An 18,088-nucleotide genomic window follows, 5' to 3' on the forward strand; every position below is an offset into this window, starting at 1 on the left:
CAGAGTAAACTATAGAAGGAAATTAGATTAAATTTGGAAATAATTTCCATTTTCTTATTCATTAAAGAGAAAATGTCATTATTGGGTAGATGATGACAACTTTTAAAAACCAACTTTGACCATAATGAGGGAAAAATTACTTCTTCCGATTTTTCTATTTATGTTACTATTTCCTCCGCTGGCGGAGGGCTTTTCTAATGGGGTGATACACCCTTTTGAAGGTAGTAACCCCAATGTTTTCGCTTTTAATGGCTATTTAATTGCGGATTTGAATGGGGATGCACTGATGCTCAATCCGGATTTGGCTGTGAGTGGTGATACTTTGCTTTATAATCAAATGCTATTTGATTTTATGAGCGTGTTGAATGCAAACACCATATCCATTAGCCTGGATCCTGCTGATGATACCGGTTTTGTCCCCGGAGCTACCAATGTGGATTTTCCGACCATGGTAGTGTTTAGTGATAACAGTAGATCGGCTTCTGCGAATATTCAAATCACCCCTACCGGAGGCACAACAAGTGAATACCCGTTCTTCGATTTGGTGAATCAGCAGACCGTCGAATTTGATTTGTACGATTTGGTAGGGGGAGTTTCAACGCCTTTAGCAGAGGGAACTTATGAAATAACGGCCCGAATTTTTGACGGGGCCGGAGGAACAGGAGATATCCTGGCGACCTCCCGTGTATTTTTCCTTGCGATTGATCGCTCCGTACCCACTGCCTGGTTACAGCCGGAGCTTGATGCGAACTCCAATACAGGTTTTATTCCTGAGGATAACTTAACCAATTCGGATCGCCCCTTGATAAATTATGCAGGAGTAACGGAATTAGGTCAGACTTTTAATTTACACATCTCTTATATTTTTGGGGGTATCCAAACGGATTTAGATCCTATTGCCGGATCGAGTCCGGTGAGTCTTCCCCTGGAAGATCCTTCCGGCAATGGCCTGGCCGATGGGAATTATGAAATATTTGTCAAGGTAGAGGATGAAGCAGGGAATATGAGTCCTAATTCTCCTATCCTGAATATAGTGGTGGATACTTCCGCTCCGGTGAAACCTACCATGCCTATTATGACCGATGCAAGTGATAATGATTTAGGAGATGCCACCACTGAGACGCAGCCTTATTTTAAAACTTCTACTGAGGCGAATGCTTTGGTGAAGTTTTATCTTCAGGGAAATCCAACTCCGGTGATTACCATTGATAATCGCAATTTTGGTGGAAGCGGTGTTATTGTTTACCGGGCTCAGATATTAAATTCTTTAGCAGACGGTACTTATAGTATATATGCGGAAGCGGAAGATGAAGCGGGTAATGTATCGGAGACTTCAGACCCTTTAGAGTTTGAAATTGATACTACCCCTCCGGCGGCGCCCTCTATGCCGACCTTGTTTGCCGATGATGATACGGGCGAGTCTAACAGTGATCATATCACCAAACTGCTCAATTTAAGGTTTGAAGGTATCGTGGAGCCAGAGGTGAATATCGTATTGCAGGTGGTTGGGGAGTCGGTGACGGCTAATGGTGTTGCCGATGAAAACGGGGATTATTTAATTCCGCTTGATTTCACTGCTTTAGGTGCCGGAACATATCAGGTGATCGCTAAAGCAATTGATGCGGCAGGCAATGAATCCGCTTTTTCAACTCCTCGCGAAGTAACGATTGAAACCACTCCGCCTAATGCACCAAGTGCGCCGGTTTTAACCGCGGCGACAGACTCCGGTAGATCAGATAGTGATAATGTCACCAATGCCACGACCATTGAAGTCATTGGGACGACGGACCCGAATTCCAATGTGACCCTGGTCATTACAGGAGTGAGTGGAACCACTACCTATGGGCCGACCAAATTTGCCGGTGGAAATTATTCCTTTACCATCTCCAATTTACCTGAGGGTAATTTTACTATGCGTGCAGATGCACAGGATGTGGCCGGAAATGGGCCGGTACAATCCGGTGTCACTAATTTGACGATTGACCGTACAGCTCCTGCCCAACCTTCCCTTTTGGCTTTGGACCCGGGAAGCGATAGTGGCGTTCAGGGAGATGATATTACCAATGTTCGAATTCCACAGCTTAATGGTACTACGGAGTTGGATGCCTTTATTGAAGTGAGTAGCTCCATAGATGGAGACTTGGGCAGCGATATTACCACCACGACAAATTTCGGTTTTATGCCAGGGTCGAATATGAGTTTTGGCTTACATGAGGTGACTTATACGGCCGAAGATTTGGCGGGTAACCTGTCGCCGGTGTCGGATATTTATGAATTGACCATTGTGGATACCAGTACTCCTGCAGTTACTTTGGTGAGTACCCCATTATCAATTTCAGAGAATGGAGGAGTATCTACTACCGTGCTTAGCCTGAGTTCCCTCACAGATACAGATGTAGTGCTGGATTTGGATTTTACAGGAACGGCCACTTTTGGAAGTGATTATACCATTTCATTACCAACAAATCAGATTACCATTCCAGCGGGTACACAAACAGCTAATTTTACCCATACGGCTGTTCAGGACAATATTTTAGAAGAGGACGAGACCATTGTAACCACGATTAGTGGAGTGGCATCCGGTGGAAATGCGACCATTGGAAATCCAAGTTCCTCTGAGATCACGATAATTGATCAGAGCGCGCTACCTACCGTAACCGTGGCCGTTGATGTTAATTCTATTTCAGAAAACTCCGCTACTCCGGCTACCATTACCTTAACGGTCAATCCAGCTGCAGAGGTAGAGACCAGAGTGGATTTGGATTTAAGCGGTACTGCCCTGGTCAATAGAGATTTTACCATTTCCAATACCTCTGTTGTTATTCCGGCAAGTGCCGGTTCGGCAGATATTGAGGTTTTTCCTATTGATAATAGCATTGTGGACGGAACCAGACAATTAACTGCCAGCCTGACGAATCCGAACAATTTAGTCATTGCCGAGCCTTCTTCGGTCACCATAGAAATTACCGATGATGACCAGGCACCAGCTGTGACGGCGGTTATTCCTCCTGCGAATAAAACTTATTTATTGGGAGAGGAAATGATTTTCCGGGTGAATTATGATAGCGCCATCACCGTTATTGGTAATCCCGTAATGGAAATTGCCTATAATAATGCGGATGGTAATGGTATTTGGGAAGCCGCTTTCGACGGTGGAAGCACTACTTCTACGCTTATTTTCAAATATATCGTGGCTGTGGATGATGAGGATATGGACGGTATTACGATTCAATCCATCAATTTGAAAGGTGGAAGTATGAAGGATGTTCATGGGAATGTTGCTGATTTAACCCTGAATAATGTGGGAAGTACAGCTGGCGTACTGGTGGATGCTAAAATTAATGATTTGGCAGAGGTCAGTGAGGATGGCAGTTTGTTGAACCCCGCAGTAACGACCACTGACCAGGACAGACCTACCGGTACCTTAACTTTTGACCGTACGGCAAATGATGATCCGCAGACGAAAGGTTATAAAATCATGGCCATTGAAAACGGAAGCCTGAAACTACAGTCGGGTACCAATCCTACCATTGGTGTGGGGGATTATCTTACTTTGACTGAAGCCAAGACTTTAGGGGTGGTTTTTGAACCAAGTCCCGGATATTTTGGAACAGGGAGAATCCTGCTTCAGGCCACTTTAATTGAAGGGAATGATAGCGGATTGAATGGTCCTCAAACGGAAATTCTGATTAACATTTTGAGTACGCCAACGGTGACCCTTGCTACGAATCCGCTCGTGATAAGTGAAAATGGAGGAGTAGCCACTTCCACCCTGAGCCTAACGGCAGCGGCCAGTTCGGATATTACCGTAGCATTAACTTTCACCGGAACGGCGGAGCGGGATGTAGATTACAACTTATCTATCCCAGCCAATGAGGTGACCATTCCGGCAGGGCAGACCTCCGTAACCTTTACTTATACCGCTATTGCCGATAATATTTATGAAGGAGATGAAGCCGTCATTACCACCATCAGTAATATACCCACCGGAAATGCATTTATCGGAACTGAAAACGCCACCACATTGGTGATACAGGATCAGAGTCCATTGCCGGTAGTGAGCATAGCGGCTAATCCCGTTTCCATTCCGGAGGATTCTCCAACGCCGGCGATTATTACGGTGAATCTGAATCCGGTTTCGGCTTTGGAGGCGAGAGTAAATTTAAGTTTGACAGGCACTGCTTTAGTGAATTCAGATTATACAATATCTACTACTACTGCGATTATTCCTGCGGGATCCACTTCTGTAGATATTCAGGTGCAGCCGATTGATAATGATATCGTAGACGGCACACGCCAGTTAATTGCCACCTTGGTCAATCCTACGGATGCAAATATTGGTAGTCCTAATGCAGTGACCATTGAAATTACGGATGATGATTCTCCACCATCGGTGATCAGTGTAGAGGTGCCGAACAATAAAACTTACCTGATCAATGAAACGATGGAATTTACGGTGAACTTTGATCGTGATGTGACGGTGATCGGAAATCCTACCTTGTTGATTGATTTTAATAATGCCGATAACAACGGCACATGGGAAGCGACCTACGACGCTGTGAATAGTTCGGCCGATGGCTTGAAATTTAAATATACAGTGCAGGCGAATGATGAAGATTTAGATGGCATCACGGTAAGTAGCCTGTCGCTAAATGGCGCAACGATCCGCGATGGTTTCGGAAATGACGCAGATGTCACCTTGAACAATGTGGGGAATACCAGCGGCGTTTTGGTTGATGCGAAGGTCAATGATTTTGCCGTGGTTCGAGAAGATGGCGCTTTGTTGAATCCTGCCGAGACTACTGTAGATCAGGATGCGGAAACAGGCAAAATCACCCTGGAAAGAACCGCTAATGATGAATTGCAGACCAAAGGTTATAAAATCACGGCGATTGAGAATGGTACCCTGGTACGTGATCTTCCCGGAGATCTCGATCTTGCCGTGGGTGATTATTTGGATTATAGCCAGGCCAGTAGTGTGGGTTTCAGATTTATCCCAACACCGGGATTCTTTGGTACCGGACGCGTGAGGGTGCATGCCACCCTTATTGAGGCAGATGATGCCGGGCTGAGCGGGCCAACGACTGAGATTATTATCAATGTAAATAGGATTAATCAGCCTCCAGTCATCGTGGATCCGGCACCAGCAGCGATTGTGGCCACGTATGGAGATCCTGATTTGGAAGTGGATTTAACCACCTACATACAGGATCCGGATGGTCCGGCAGATGGCGCTACTTTATCCTACACCATTTCAATTGTGAATGAAGGAGTGGTTACTGGAAGTGTTAATGGCGATCGGGCTTTACTGGATTTCGGGGATATTGGCACCACTCAAATGACCATTACTTTGGATGACGGGCAATATGTGGAGACCACCACGACTCAGGTGACGGTCAATCCAGCGATGTTAACCGTTACGGCGGAGGAAAAAATCCGGGAATATGGGGAACCTAATCCGGAATTGACCTATACCTTTAATGGTTTTGTCAATGGAGAAGATGAAAGCATCATTGATGCTCCGGTAGTGATCAACACCACAGCAACTGTAGGGTCCAATGTGGGAGAATATCCTATCACCATTAGCGGTGGAAATGCGCCTAATTATGAGATTACCTATGTGGCAGGCACTTTGATAATTGTACCGGCACCATTGGAGATTATTGCTAATGATACGACCATCATTTATGGTGATCCTATCCCTGAATTCACCGGTACGATCAGTGGAATCAGAAATAATGATGACATCACGGATGTTTACGATACTGATGCGAATAGTTCAAGTCCGCCGGGAGATTATTCGATTATTGGCTCCGCCGAAGGGGAGGAAGAGGTGCTGAATAATTATGATATTATCCTGACTGATGGAACTTTGACTATTCGTGAGCCAGGAGGCGTGTTTGTGCCTACCGTATTCACTCCAAACGGAGATGGTTCCAATGATGTGTTCCGCTTGCGTGCCAGAGGAGTTGCCGAGATTCATTTCCGACTATATAATGCGCAGGGCGTGATCGTCTGGGAAACCAGAAATGTGGCCGAGGCTACCGAAACCGGCTGGGATGGCCGATATGAGGGTAGAGATCAGCCGCAGGGGAATTATGTATGGCAAGTGTCCGGTACACTTACCGATGGAAGTCCAATTGAATTGGATGGTAAAAAGTTAGGTAATGTTTCACTTGTCCGCTAAAAAGAAATAACGATGAAGACTTCTTTAATAAAATTAGCCTTTTTGCTTTTAGCCTTGTTCATTTTAGGGGATCTGAAAGCGCAATCACCATTTTATTCTCAGTTCCAGTTTACGCCTTATTTTACGAATCCGGCGCAGGTGGGCCAGAATAACTTTGATGAGGTGTTGGTGCATTATCGAAATACCACCCTGGGAAGTGGCTTCGGTTTACGAACTACCATGGCAGGATATGCGCATCCGATTTATGACAGCAAGGCCAAAAGACAGGTAGGTTCGGTATCTGGTGCTGTTTCTGATTTCAGAAGCGGAGTAGCCGGTGCCCTGACCAATACCAGGGGATTGATTGGAGCGAATTATAACCTTCCAATTGCTCCCAATCACCAAATTGGATTCGGGATGCAGGCTTTGTATTCTTCGGTACGAATTGACTGGAGCAAAATGACCTCCGATTCCCAGTGGGTGGGCGGAATATTTGATCCCTCTGCCGATTTAGGGGAAAACATGGATATGAATTCCAATAATCAGTTTAACCTGAATTTGGGAATGAACTGGATGTGGTTTGACCGCTTTGGCCGGGTAAAAGGCATGTTGGGCGTATCGCTTTATGATGCCGTTAATGCCACGACTTTTACCGATACGGGTGAGAAAAATCCACAGCAGAATTATATTATCAATGGGGAGTTTCGTGCCGCTAAGTTTGATAATCTGGCCATTCGTCCTTTGGGTCGGGCGGTGATTAACAATAATGCCAATTCTTATGAGGCAGGGGTGAAACTGGCTTTTGAACCTGATATGATCAATCAGCCAACTGTGGCCTTGGGAAGCTGGTATCGTTTCGATCAGGCGATCGTTTTAGCACTGCAGGTTTATTTCGAAAACTTAGCTTTGGGTATTTCCTATGATATTCCTTCCAACAGCAAAGTGGGCGGAAAGATGGGCGCAAATAATGCCATAGAATTCGGGGTGACTTACCGCTTCGGTCATTTGAGAGCTCAAAAAGCCCTGGGTTCACCTTCCAGCTATATGAATTCCAATTTGCTGAAAGAGGTGCCTCCTACTACTGTTCCGATGAGGAGAATTGACCGGACAGAGGAACCGCCACCAAGCATTATCGAAACGACTTCTGAGGAGCGTATGCCGGCAGATTTGAGAGATGAATTGGAAAAAATTAAGCTGCAGTTTGCTTTGGGTAAATTTGATCTGACTGATGATTCAGAGCAGAAGTTGAGAAGAGTGGCTGAAATTCTACGCCAATATCCGGAGACCAAGATTTTGGTATTGGGCCATACCTGTACCATTGGGGATGAGGATATTAACAAATTTGTCGGTACCGAGCGTGCCCTGGCCGCCAGAGACCGTCTGATGGAATATGGCGTTCCACGACAGAATATCCGAATCAAAGGAATGAGCTATACCCAGCCGATAGCCACCAACGATACGGAAGAAGGACGTGCGAAAAACCGTCGGGCACAGTTCATTATTATTGATCAGTAATTTGTGTTTTTTTTTGATATTGAAAATCCTTGTCGGTTTCGGCAAGGATTTTTTTGTAAGAATGGGGGACTTTTCCATTCTGTTGTGAGAAGCATTAGCCTATAAAATAAATTACAGTCTTTGATTTGAGCTGGCTTATGCCTGCTTAACCCGGCTTATTCCTGCGTAAATCCTCGCATAGCTTTAAGACGGGAAAATCGCGAAATACTTTCCTGTTTCGGTGTTTTTTCAAAGAAGAAGAGGAAGGAGGAGAGCTCAAGTTTGCCACGATTTGGGTAATAAAAATTCAGGAAAAACAGTGATGCTCACCTGGTAATTAGGTGTTTATGCCGAGTCGTTAAGTCTGCCTGCAAATAATTCGCCTAAAGCTATATTGCATTAAAATGGACTTTCCCAGAATGAAAAATTATAAGGAAAATTAATGTAGGTAGAATCCATAGTTTTAGACTTTGTTGGAATAGTGCAAACGTTATCAAGGGTTTGCAATTTAATTGTTTGTGAATTCGGTGTATTCAAGTAGAATGCTTAAATTCTTGTATCAACAATTATCAATTATGCGCTATCTACTCTTGTTTATCTGGCTGTGGTTTACAGCCATCGGTGCTGCCTCTGATGAGGATATCACGCACTGTGGCCCTACCAATACGGCTCTTTTTGCACAGCTTGGGGAAGAGCTTGCTTTTAGGAACCAACATGAAATACCCTTTCCATTGGATTTTCAGGTCAATCATGGGGAGTGGGTGGATATACCCGTGGAGGGGGAGCAGCCGGCTCGTGCCTTTTGGGTGAAACCCGAGGTAGCCTCGACCAAGTATTTATTGGTCTTTCATGAGTGGTGGGGTTTGAATGATTATGTGCTTCAGGAGTCTGAACGATTGTTTGAAGCCCTGGGAGAAAAGGTAAATGTTTTGGCCCTGGACCTGTATGATGGAAAAGTGGCCACTAAGCGGGAGGAAGCAGCAAAATTTATGAAGGAAGCTCCGGAAAGCCGAATCATGGCCATATTGAGCGGAGCGAAAGCCTTTGCAGGAGAAGGGGCCACCTTTGGCACCATAGGCTGGTGCTACGGTGGTGGGTGGTCGTTACGGGCCACTTTGGCAATGGGCGATGCGGCAGAGGCATGTGTGCTTTATTATGGCATGCCGGTAAGCGAGGTGGAGGAGTTGAAAAAGTTAGAGGCGCCTGTTTTAGGGATTTTTGCCCGGGAGGATAAGTGGGTCAATACTGAGGTGGTAAAACAGTTCGAAAGCAATATGGAGGCTGCGGGTAAGGAATTGACCGTGAGTAATTATGAGGCAGATCACGCCTTTGCGAATCCATCTTCTCCACGATATACGGCGGTGGCTGCTCAGGACGCCAATAAAAAATCACTGGCCTTCCTCAAGCAGCATTTCGTATATCGATAAGCATTTTTCTGCAACCGTTTTCGGAAAATTCTTTTTCCTCAAATAATGCTAATTCTATCATAATATGGAGAATTGCTTTAATTTCGGATTGATTATTAAGGGTTCGAAAGGTTTCGAACTTCCCCCCAAAATAAAAGAGATGAGAAAATTACTAATGGCCATCCCTTTAGCGGTGATGGCCGGATGTTCCGAGCCCACAACGGAACAAAAGATTTATGAATCGGAGGCCTTTACGGTTTATTCCGATAAGGTGGTGCAGGGAAAATACACGGCAGAAGTAGTAGGTCAGCATCATATGACCAGTGACTATTTAAGCCCTGAAAATGAAAACTACCTCCGTACGATTCCTTTCAAATTTTCCATTAATTTGAAAGACAATGAACTTCCCTATAATGTGAACCACCAATTGGTGGTGCGCCCCAATGCCGAAGGGTTTTTCGAGTCTCCTGTGGTGACTTTCGGAAAGCTATATGTGGATAAAGAAGCAGGCGTACAGGAAGTATTGGAGCCGGATTCAGAAGTTCGTTTTCGATTGGATATGCGTCCGGTATTGGAAGCCTTTGAGAAAAAGGGTTATTATACAGATGTTCATGGCGATAAAATTTATAAAGAAGACTTTAAAGGGGTTTTTATAGCGGGTTCTTCTTTTCCATTAAGTTATGATTTTGAAAATTTGGGAAATTTCGGTCATCAACTGACAGATGAGGATGGAGATGGTATTTTCGAAATCACTTTGAAGATGAATTACCGTCATCCGGATCGTTATGTGAAAACGGATTGGGAGTTAAGTAAAGACATCTCCGCTTACCCACAATTGGAAACTGAAATGCCCTTGCTGAAGGCGCTTTATGATATGGCGCTGGAAGAAACGGTGCTGCTTTCAGAGGCGGACGGCACCTTCCGTACTGGTGCAAAATGGGAAGGCGTTTGGACACGGGATGTCAGTTATGCCATTGCCCTGGGAATGGGAATGGCGGATGTGGAGCGAGCGAAAACTTCCCTTTTAAAGAAGGTGAAACGTGATCGTATTATTCAGGATACCGGTTCCGGTGGAGCATGGCCGGTCTCTTCAGACCGCACGACCTGGTCTTTGGCCGCCTGGGAAATTTATGCAGTAACAGGAGATCCGGAATGGTTAAACTTTGCCTATAAGGTCATCAAAAATTCGGTTGAGGATGATCGTGAAGTAATACTGGACCATGCCACCGGACTAATGCGTGGGGAATCTTCCTTTCTGGACTGGCGTGTGCAGACATATCCACGCTGGATGGATAATGTCGATATTTATCGATCCATGAATCTGGGGACCAATGCGGTGCATTATCGTACTTATCAAATTTTGGCAGATATGGCGGGCATTCTGGGGAAATCAGAGGATCAAAAAGCCTTTATTCAATATGGAGAGGATCTGAAAAAAGCCATTAATGAATATCTTTGGTTGCCGGAACAAAAGTATTATGGCCAGTATTTATATGGGCGTCGATATATGGTGACCTCTCCAAAATCGGAAACATTAGGAGAAGCATTTACCGTATTGTTTGGGATTGCAGACGGGCAAAGAGCGGCAGACGTTATCGCCAATACGCCAATGGTAGCCTATGGCGCTCCATGTGTTTATCCGCAGATTCCAAATATGACTCCTTACCATAATGATGGTATCTGGCCATTTGTGCAGGGATTCTGGAATTTGGCCGCTGCAAAGTCGGGGAATGGAGAAGCCGTAGCGCAGGGTTTGGCAGGTATGTATCGTGCCGCTGCTTTATTCTTAACCAATAAGGAAAATATGGTAGCGGACAATGGCGATTTTATCACCTCGCTGAATTCGGATCGTCAGCTGTGGTCGGTTGCCGGCAACCTGGGAATGGTCTATAAATTATTATTTGGGATGCAGGTTTCCCCGGAAGGTAATGTGGACTTCAATCCGGTGATTCCAAAAGATTTCGAGAATAAAATGAAGCTTACCGGATTTAAACTGAGAGGCAAAATTTTCGATATCTCCATTGAAGGTTATGGAAATCAGATCAAGAGCTTTAAGGTGGATGGTAAGCGCTCCAATGTTCATTCCGTTGCCTTGGCCGGAGAAGGAAAGCATCAGGTGGAAATTGTGATGGCCAATAATGATTTGGGTAAAGGGCTAACCGTTTTACCGAATAAATATCATTTGCCAATGCCGGAGGCGAAAGTGGAGGGTGATCAATTTAAATGGAATACTGTAGAAGGTGCCCTAAAGTATGAGGTGTTCGTCGATGGGAAATCTGCGGGAATGGTGGAAAGTACTTATGTGCCGGCAGAGGCATTAAAAGAGTATGCGGTCCGAGCGGTGGATTCAGAAGGTGATGTTTCTTTTCTTTCTCAGCCGGTCTTGGCCGACGCACAGAAAGTACAGACTGTTGCTATCAAACCTTATGTGAAGGATAAAAATCAAAAGATTAGTAAGGCGATACCGGAGATGGTAGATCTGACCAAAGAAAGAAATACGCATATCAGTTGGACGGTGAATGAAAAAGCCGCTGGTAAGTATTTTGTCTGGTTTGATTATACCAATGGTGCAGGACCCTGGAATACGGATAATAAATGCGCCACCCGAACTTTGAAAGTGAATGGTAAATCTGTGGGTCCCATTGTGATGGCGCAAAGAGGAGCCAATGAATGGGCTTCTGTTGGGCAAACTAACATTATTGAAGTAACACTGAAAAAAGGCAAAAATACCTTTAGTCTGGATTTTGAAGCCTTTAATGAAAATATGAATGTGGATGAAAATACAGCGCTTTTAGGAAAGCTGTACATTCAGGCCATGGAATAATCTTGGTTATCTTAAAATTGGGAGGAGCACGAAAGTGCTCCTTTTTTTGTGTTTAAAAATAATATACTTACACCGAATAGGAGAAGGTTGGCAACATTCATCTCGTAAAAGCGATAATGGTCAGCAGATTTATCCCGAATTATTCACCTCTAAATTTATTCATTAAGTGCAGGTTCTTTATTTTCAGGTCATTATAATTTGTTTTCTTTGGTTTATTACAGCCCGAATTTGGGCAAGCTTGCTTTCTTCTCATTCATCTGTTTCGTTGGAAAAAAATGAAATAGGAAAAATTCCTTCATTTTTTCCGCCTTACAGCTAAACGAGTATTTAAGCATAAATTCGGGTTATCTGTTTACCCTATAAAATTCTAAGGATTTCTTACAGGGGTAACTATCATTTGAAATAACAAATCTTTCGGTGTCGGTTTTTGTGATAAAGGACTTAATCATTTATTCCAATATTAACCTTAAGATTATGAAGATTTCAAGTATACCCTTTGCTTTCCTTCTTACCTGTATATTTACTTTTTCATCCTGCTCGGATGACCCTACGGATGATCATGGGAGCCCTAATCCAGCATGTAGTTTATTGTCCGTCAACTATGCGGGTAATGAGCAAGGTGCTTCTATTCAGGGATTGGACACATTGATCTACAATAATCAGGGGCAGGTGACCTCTCATATTTTTACCCTTTCGGTGGGCCGGTCGGAGCAGCCTATTTTCGAAGAGTCCGATTCCATGGCGTTTTCCTATAACGCTGGGGGACAGCTGACTCAGGTGACTTTTGAGGAGGATAATTTTATCCGTTATGAGTATGACGCCTCCGGTAGGGTAAGTCGGGAATTGTATCATTTTGATTTAGAGGATCAAATCCCTCTTCGAAAAAATACCATGGGAACCATGGTGAATGCTCGTGCAAAGGCCAGAGTGGCGGAAACGGTGACCATTACCTATAATGAATTTTCCTATGAAGGAGATGCCCGGTATCCATCCCTGATGAACACTTATTTCGGAAGTCCCCAACAATCCTTACTGGTATATAAATGCAAATTAACCATTGAGGAGGACAATGTTCGAAGGATGGATTTTTATGAAGTAGACATTTTGGGAGGAGAATCGGAAGACGGCTTTACTACTTTTGTTTATGATGATAAGCTTAACCCACTTTCAGTGCTTCCCGGACCTGTGGGAAATCACTTTGAATTCATGAATGTTTTTGGAGTGAATAATACTACCCGCATAAGAGATTATGATCGTGGTAGTGATGGGGAAGATATTTTATTATATGATTTGGAAATTGCCTACACCTATATGGAGCAGGGTTATCCCGCTACCATGGAGCTGATTTCTGAAATTGAATATGCGGAAGACGGATCCGGTAATATTGAATATGAGTTTCTTGGAGAATTGTCCGCTAAACTGGTATATGAATGTGAATAATGGAAGAAGCAATTTCTCGTTTGCGTTTTTATAAGTTTGAATTAGGAGGAATGGCTTTGCTATCCTCCGCGGTTTTTGTTGAGGGCCGGCTCTTTTGGGTTGGCCCCTTTTTTATGCTATCCCCTGATTGTCCGGGTCAATCGGGGGATCAGGCAGGGGGATTTTTTGGGAGGAAATCTCCTCTTCAATTTGAATTTTTTTCTACCCGATTTCATGGTTTGCGGGGATGGATCAGCTTTCTTTCCTTAGCGGAGGGGGTAAAGTGCCTGGGAAGTAGGGGAGGGATTGAGTTTTAATTTATATGGGGTGTTTTTTTTGGGAGGCGAGAGGGAGGAAGCATTTCTTTTTTACTATAATGCCACCGAAAGATTTCCGCCTGCTCCTTATCGGAGTAATTTTTTGTGAGATGGATGATGGTTTTTTTTAATCAAGTGTTTTTATGAGATTCATTTTTACTGCCTGCTTTTTTTTAGCCGCCATATGGTCCGGCTTTGCCACGGATTTTCAGTTCCGCTATTTAACCACTGAAAATGGGCTTTCCCAAAATACGGCAAATTGTATTTTTCAGGACAGTCAGGGTTTTGTCTGGATTGGAAGCGATGATGGGCTTAACCGATTCGATGGTAATGAAATAAAAATTTATAGAACCGGGAAGGGCGAAAATACGCTGAATACTAACTTGGTTTACCACTTGTTAGAAGATAAAAATCATAACCTTTGGATTGGCACCGTTGATGGCGGAATCAGTCGGATGAATCTCAATACCGGAAAAATCACCAACTTCTTCAATGAATCCGGAAAGGCTCCGCTTTTTATTAGCAATCAGGTGCGTAAATTGGCTATGGATGCTAAAGGAAATTTATGGATAGGTGCTCATGCCGGGATTAGTCGGGTAAGGGCGGAAAGCATGACAACTGAGGAATTGAAAGTAGATCACTTTTACTTTCAGCAAACAGCACCAAACGGAATTAAAGGAAATGCTTTGCGTGATATTTATTGTGATAGATCGGGTAGGTTATGGATCATTACCAATAAAGGATTGCAGGAGTGTTTGCAGCAGAAAGATGGTTCCGTCATTTTCAAAGCTTACCTGCAACATAATTTTTTAAATCCATTGTTGATTCGTGAGGATGATCGGGGACTATTGGTGGGTACCCTGAAAGGCGTACATCGCTTTTTTCCCGATGGTGACCCCTACTTTAGAAAATTGTTGGCCATTGATAAATTGAAAACCATGATGGTCGATCGTCAGGGGCAATTGTGGGCCGCTACTAATTCAGGTTTATATGCCTATGGAGAGAGCGAGGATGCTGATTATCAGCTGTTGGATGCTTACAAGTCCGAATTACTTGATTCAAATAATTTGAATGCGTTGATGGTTCGCTCCATGCTTTGTGACAATCAGGGAAATATCTGGTTTGGTACGAACGGAGGCGGAGTGAATTATTTGAATTTAGCGCAGAAAAAGATTTATCACTTCGGGCATAATTACCACCCGGGGAGTCTGAATCGAAATAAAGTGAGATCCTTGTTGCATGATAGTAGGGGAAATCTATTTGTGGGGACATTAAGTGGAGGGGTGAGTTTCCTAAGTGCCGGGGATTTTTTGTTAAAGGACTTTAATGCTTTTGAGCATTTGTTGGATCATAATATGGCCAATAGTACACGTGAGATCCATAATATATTTGAATTTAATAAACAAATATTAATCGGTTGCGGCTACCCGGATTTACTGCTGACTTTTCCCACCGGAGATCAGCCATATAAGCATAAGGTCACTCGGTTTAAAGAGGTGAAGAACCCGATATTTTGCTTTGCCAATCAGGGTGATTCCATTTTGTGGGCCGGAAGTTATGGGAATGGGATGTATGCCTATCGTTGGAAAGATGGCGCCTTCGAATTCAAAGATCATTATTTAAATAATCAGGATGAAATAGCTGGCCTTCCCTCTGCTTTCATAAGAACCCTTTCGGTTGACGATGAGGGTAATCTGTTAGTGGGAACCACTAAAGGGGCGGTGATTCTGCCATTGGAAGAGCAAAATAAGGCCTTTCCAACCTTTACTCCGTTAAATATTATCAGTAAGGATACCGGACGCCCTGTCTATGTTTTGTCTTCCTTATTATCCTCTAAAAATGAGTTTTGGCTGGGGACTATGGGGGACGGGCTTTATCACGTCTGGAAAAATGCGCGGGGCGAATATCAGTCCGATCATTATGATGAAGACGAGGGATTATCGAATCGGGTGATCAAAACGATTGAGGAAGATAATCTTGGCAATATTTGGGTAAGTACGAATAAGGGCCTGAATGTGATATCCCCTGCAGAAAAAAGAGTTAGGGCCATGGGCTATCAGGAAGGGCTGCAGGACAATGAATTCTCAGAACGCGCATCTTTTAAATTGCCGAATGGGGAATTGTATTTTGGCGGGGTCCGGGGGGTAAATTATTTTTCACCCTATCAAGTAGGCCTGGATCAGAGTACGGGGCCTATTCAGCTCACTGAGCTTAGAGTAAATAATCAGGAAATAGTGTGTGATCAGATCTATGGCGGAAATAAAATTTTGGATAAAAATATCACTGCCGCTACTGGTATTCAATTAAATCATGATCAGAATAATATTAGTATTAAGTTTGCCTATTTACATTTTGGTGCGCCTGAGAGCAATTATTATAAATATCAGCTGGAGGGTTTTGAAGAAGAATGGGAATTGACGCGCGGACTTGATAATGTCGCCAAATACACCAATTTGCCCGTGGGAGAATACGTATTAAAAGTGCAGGCGGCAAATTATGATCAGGTTTGGAATGATCAGATTAAGACTTTTTATATTGAAATTCTGCCGCCCATTTGGTTAAGCTGGTGGGCGAAATTGATTTATGTAGCAATTGGATTGTTTGCGCTTTGGTTTACTTCAAGATTTACGATTATTCAATCAAAGCAAAAACAAAGCTTAATACTGGAGCATTTTGAGCGGGAAAAACTGGAAGAGGTTTCCCAATTAAAGATGCAATTTTTTACGAATGTGTCACATGAACTGAAGACCCCGCTAAGTCTGATTCATGGTCCAATTGTTAAAATGTTGGAGCGGTCACAGGAAGAAGGAAGATTGCTTTCGCAGGAAAGGCAAAGCTTGGCGCTGGTGTCTAAAAATGTAAAATATCTGCTGCAATTGGTCAATCAGTTGATGGACATCCGGAAATTGGAAAGTGGAAATATGAAACTGAAAGCCCGCGTGGTGGATTGGGTACTGGTGAGTAAAAATGCTTTGAGCGCCTTTAGTGAAATGGCCCAAACAAAGGGTTTGCAATTAAAATTTAAGGCGGAGGCAGAGGAGGTATTTGGTTATGCAGATGTTGAAAAAGTAGAGAAAATTTTATTCAATTTGATATCCAATGCTTTTAAATATACGGATGATGGCGGTGAAATCATGCTGATTATAAGCCGGGAGATGGATCACAATATAAACTTTGTGAAACTGGAGGTCAAGGACAGCGGTATTGGGATTCCTGTAGAGAAGCAAAAGCAGATATTCGATCGTTTTTATCAAATAGAAAATGAAGAAAATCTATCCGGAAATGGCACGGGGATAGGCTTGTCTTTCACGAAATCATTAATGGAACTGCACCATGGTACCATTTCCCTAAGAAGTACTGTCGGGGAAGGGACCAGCTTTACTTTGATGATCCCGATTGATGCAAAAGCCTATGATGAGGCTGAGATTGTGGAGCTAGCCGAGGCGCCTGATTCCATAGAAGGTGAAGAGGTGAAGAAGAAACGAGGCAGAAAGCGAAAACTACCGAAGGTGATGGTGGTTGAGGATAATTTGGATTTGCGCAATTTTATTGTCGAAATTCTTGCCGGAACACATTATACCTGTGTAGCAGGGAATGGTCAGGAGGCTTTGAATATGCTGGCAGCGGAAAAGCCGGATATTATTGTTTCCGATATTATGATGCCCGAAATGGATGGTTATGAGCTTTTGGAGAATATCCGTGAACATGCGGATTACAGCCATCTTCCGGTTATCCTGTTGACCGCAAAAACGGCCACCTCCGACCGAATCAAAAGCTATGAGCGCGGAGTAGATGCCTATATTGCAAAGCCCTTTGATCCGGATGTTTTAATCGCGCGGATTAAGTCGCTGCTGGATGCAAGGGAGAAAATTCGTCAACGTTTCAGACAGAATCTGGACTTTAAACCTACAGATGTAGAGTCGACTACCATGGATGAGAAATTCCTGAGTCGAATCATGAAAATTGTGGAGGAGAACATTGGTAATTCGGAATTTACGGTGGAAATGCTTGCACGAGAATTTGGAGCCTCCGCTTCTGTTATTAACCAGCAGCTTCGGGTACTGACCGGGCATACTGCCAAGAGTTTTATAAGAAATATAAGATTGAAGCGGGCGGCACAATTATTAAAGCTAAATCGTTATTCGGTAACAGATGTGACCTACGAAGTAGGTTTTAATGATTTGAAATATTTCAGAAGCTGCTTTAAAAGTGAGTTTGGGGTTTCCCCTTCTCAATATCATAAATTGGAGCCGGTAGAGCAGCTGATGGAGGAGGATTATGAGGAGGAAAATTAGGGGTAGATAGTTTTAGCGCATTATAATTATAGAATAAGTTTTATTTTTTAATGTTATTTATTTTAGAATGATAGTAATAAATATATGTGATATTACTGTGTTGATGAAAATTGCTGTTGATAGAATTTGAGCCATAAATCGTTATGTGGTAGATGACAGCTATTGAT

At 43.4% G+C, this 18,088-nt stretch carries 6 protein-coding genes; all 6 read left to right on the forward strand.

From position 1 onward, the window contains the following. Positions 1 to 160 precede the first annotated feature (160 nt). The 6 genes from AAA970_RS19545 to AAA970_RS19570 all read left to right on the forward strand — a co-directional run bounded on the left by AAA970_RS19545 (position 161) and on the right by AAA970_RS19570 (position 17,921). Positions 161 to 6,187: an Ig-like domain-containing protein gene (locus tag AAA970_RS19545; protein WP_338238578.1), complete on the forward strand. Its 6,027-nt coding sequence runs from the start codon at positions 161 to 163 to the stop codon at positions 6,185 to 6,187. Between the two features lie 12 nt (positions 6,188 to 6,199). Further along, entirely contained in the window at positions 6,200 to 7,681 is a 1,482-nt protein-coding gene (locus tag AAA970_RS19550; protein WP_338238579.1) for a PorP/SprF family type IX secretion system membrane protein, read from the forward strand. 554 nt (positions 7,682 to 8,235) lie between these two features. After that, positions 8,236 to 9,087, forward strand: coding sequence for a dienelactone hydrolase family protein (locus AAA970_RS19555; RefSeq protein ID WP_338238580.1), 852 nt, complete (start codon positions 8,236 to 8,238; stop codon positions 9,085 to 9,087). Between the two features lie 139 nt (positions 9,088 to 9,226). Further along, positions 9,227 to 11,890: an alpha-L-rhamnosidase-related protein gene (locus AAA970_RS19560; RefSeq protein ID WP_338238581.1), complete on the forward strand. Its 2,664-nt coding sequence runs from the start codon at positions 9,227 to 9,229 to the stop codon at positions 11,888 to 11,890. 474 nt (positions 11,891 to 12,364) lie between these two features. Beyond that, positions 12,365 to 13,330 (forward strand): RHS repeat domain-containing protein, encoded by a 966-nt coding sequence (locus AAA970_RS19565; protein ID WP_338238582.1) that lies wholly within the window; start codon positions 12,365 to 12,367, stop codon positions 13,328 to 13,330. A gap of 439 nt (positions 13,331 to 13,769) precedes the next feature. Continuing rightward, entirely contained in the window at positions 13,770 to 17,921 is a 4,152-nt protein-coding gene (locus tag AAA970_RS19570; protein ID WP_338238584.1) for a hybrid sensor histidine kinase/response regulator transcription factor, read from the forward strand. Positions 17,922 to 18,088 lie beyond the last annotated feature (167 nt).

Source organism: Persicobacter diffluens (genome assembly GCF_036244895.1).
Taxonomy (GTDB): Bacteria; Bacteroidota; Bacteroidia; order Cytophagales; family Cyclobacteriaceae; genus Persicobacter; species Persicobacter diffluens.

Coding starts and splice junctions, on each gene's coding strand:
- AAA970_RS19545 (WP_338238578.1), top strand. CDS start 161: ATGTTACTATTTCCTCCGCTGGCGGAGGGCTTTTCTAATGGGGTGATA.
- AAA970_RS19560 (WP_338238581.1), top strand. CDS start 9,227: ATGAGAAAATTACTAATGGCCATCCCTTTAGCGGTGATGGCCGGATGT.
- AAA970_RS19555 (WP_338238580.1), top strand. CDS start 8,236: ATGCGCTATCTACTCTTGTTTATCTGGCTGTGGTTTACAGCCATCGGT.
- AAA970_RS19570 (WP_338238584.1), top strand. CDS start 13,770: ATGAGATTCATTTTTACTGCCTGCTTTTTTTTAGCCGCCATATGGTCC.
- AAA970_RS19550 (WP_338238579.1), top strand. CDS start 6,200: ATGAAGACTTCTTTAATAAAATTAGCCTTTTTGCTTTTAGCCTTGTTC.
- AAA970_RS19565 (WP_338238582.1), top strand. CDS start 12,365: ATGAAGATTTCAAGTATACCCTTTGCTTTCCTTCTTACCTGTATATTT.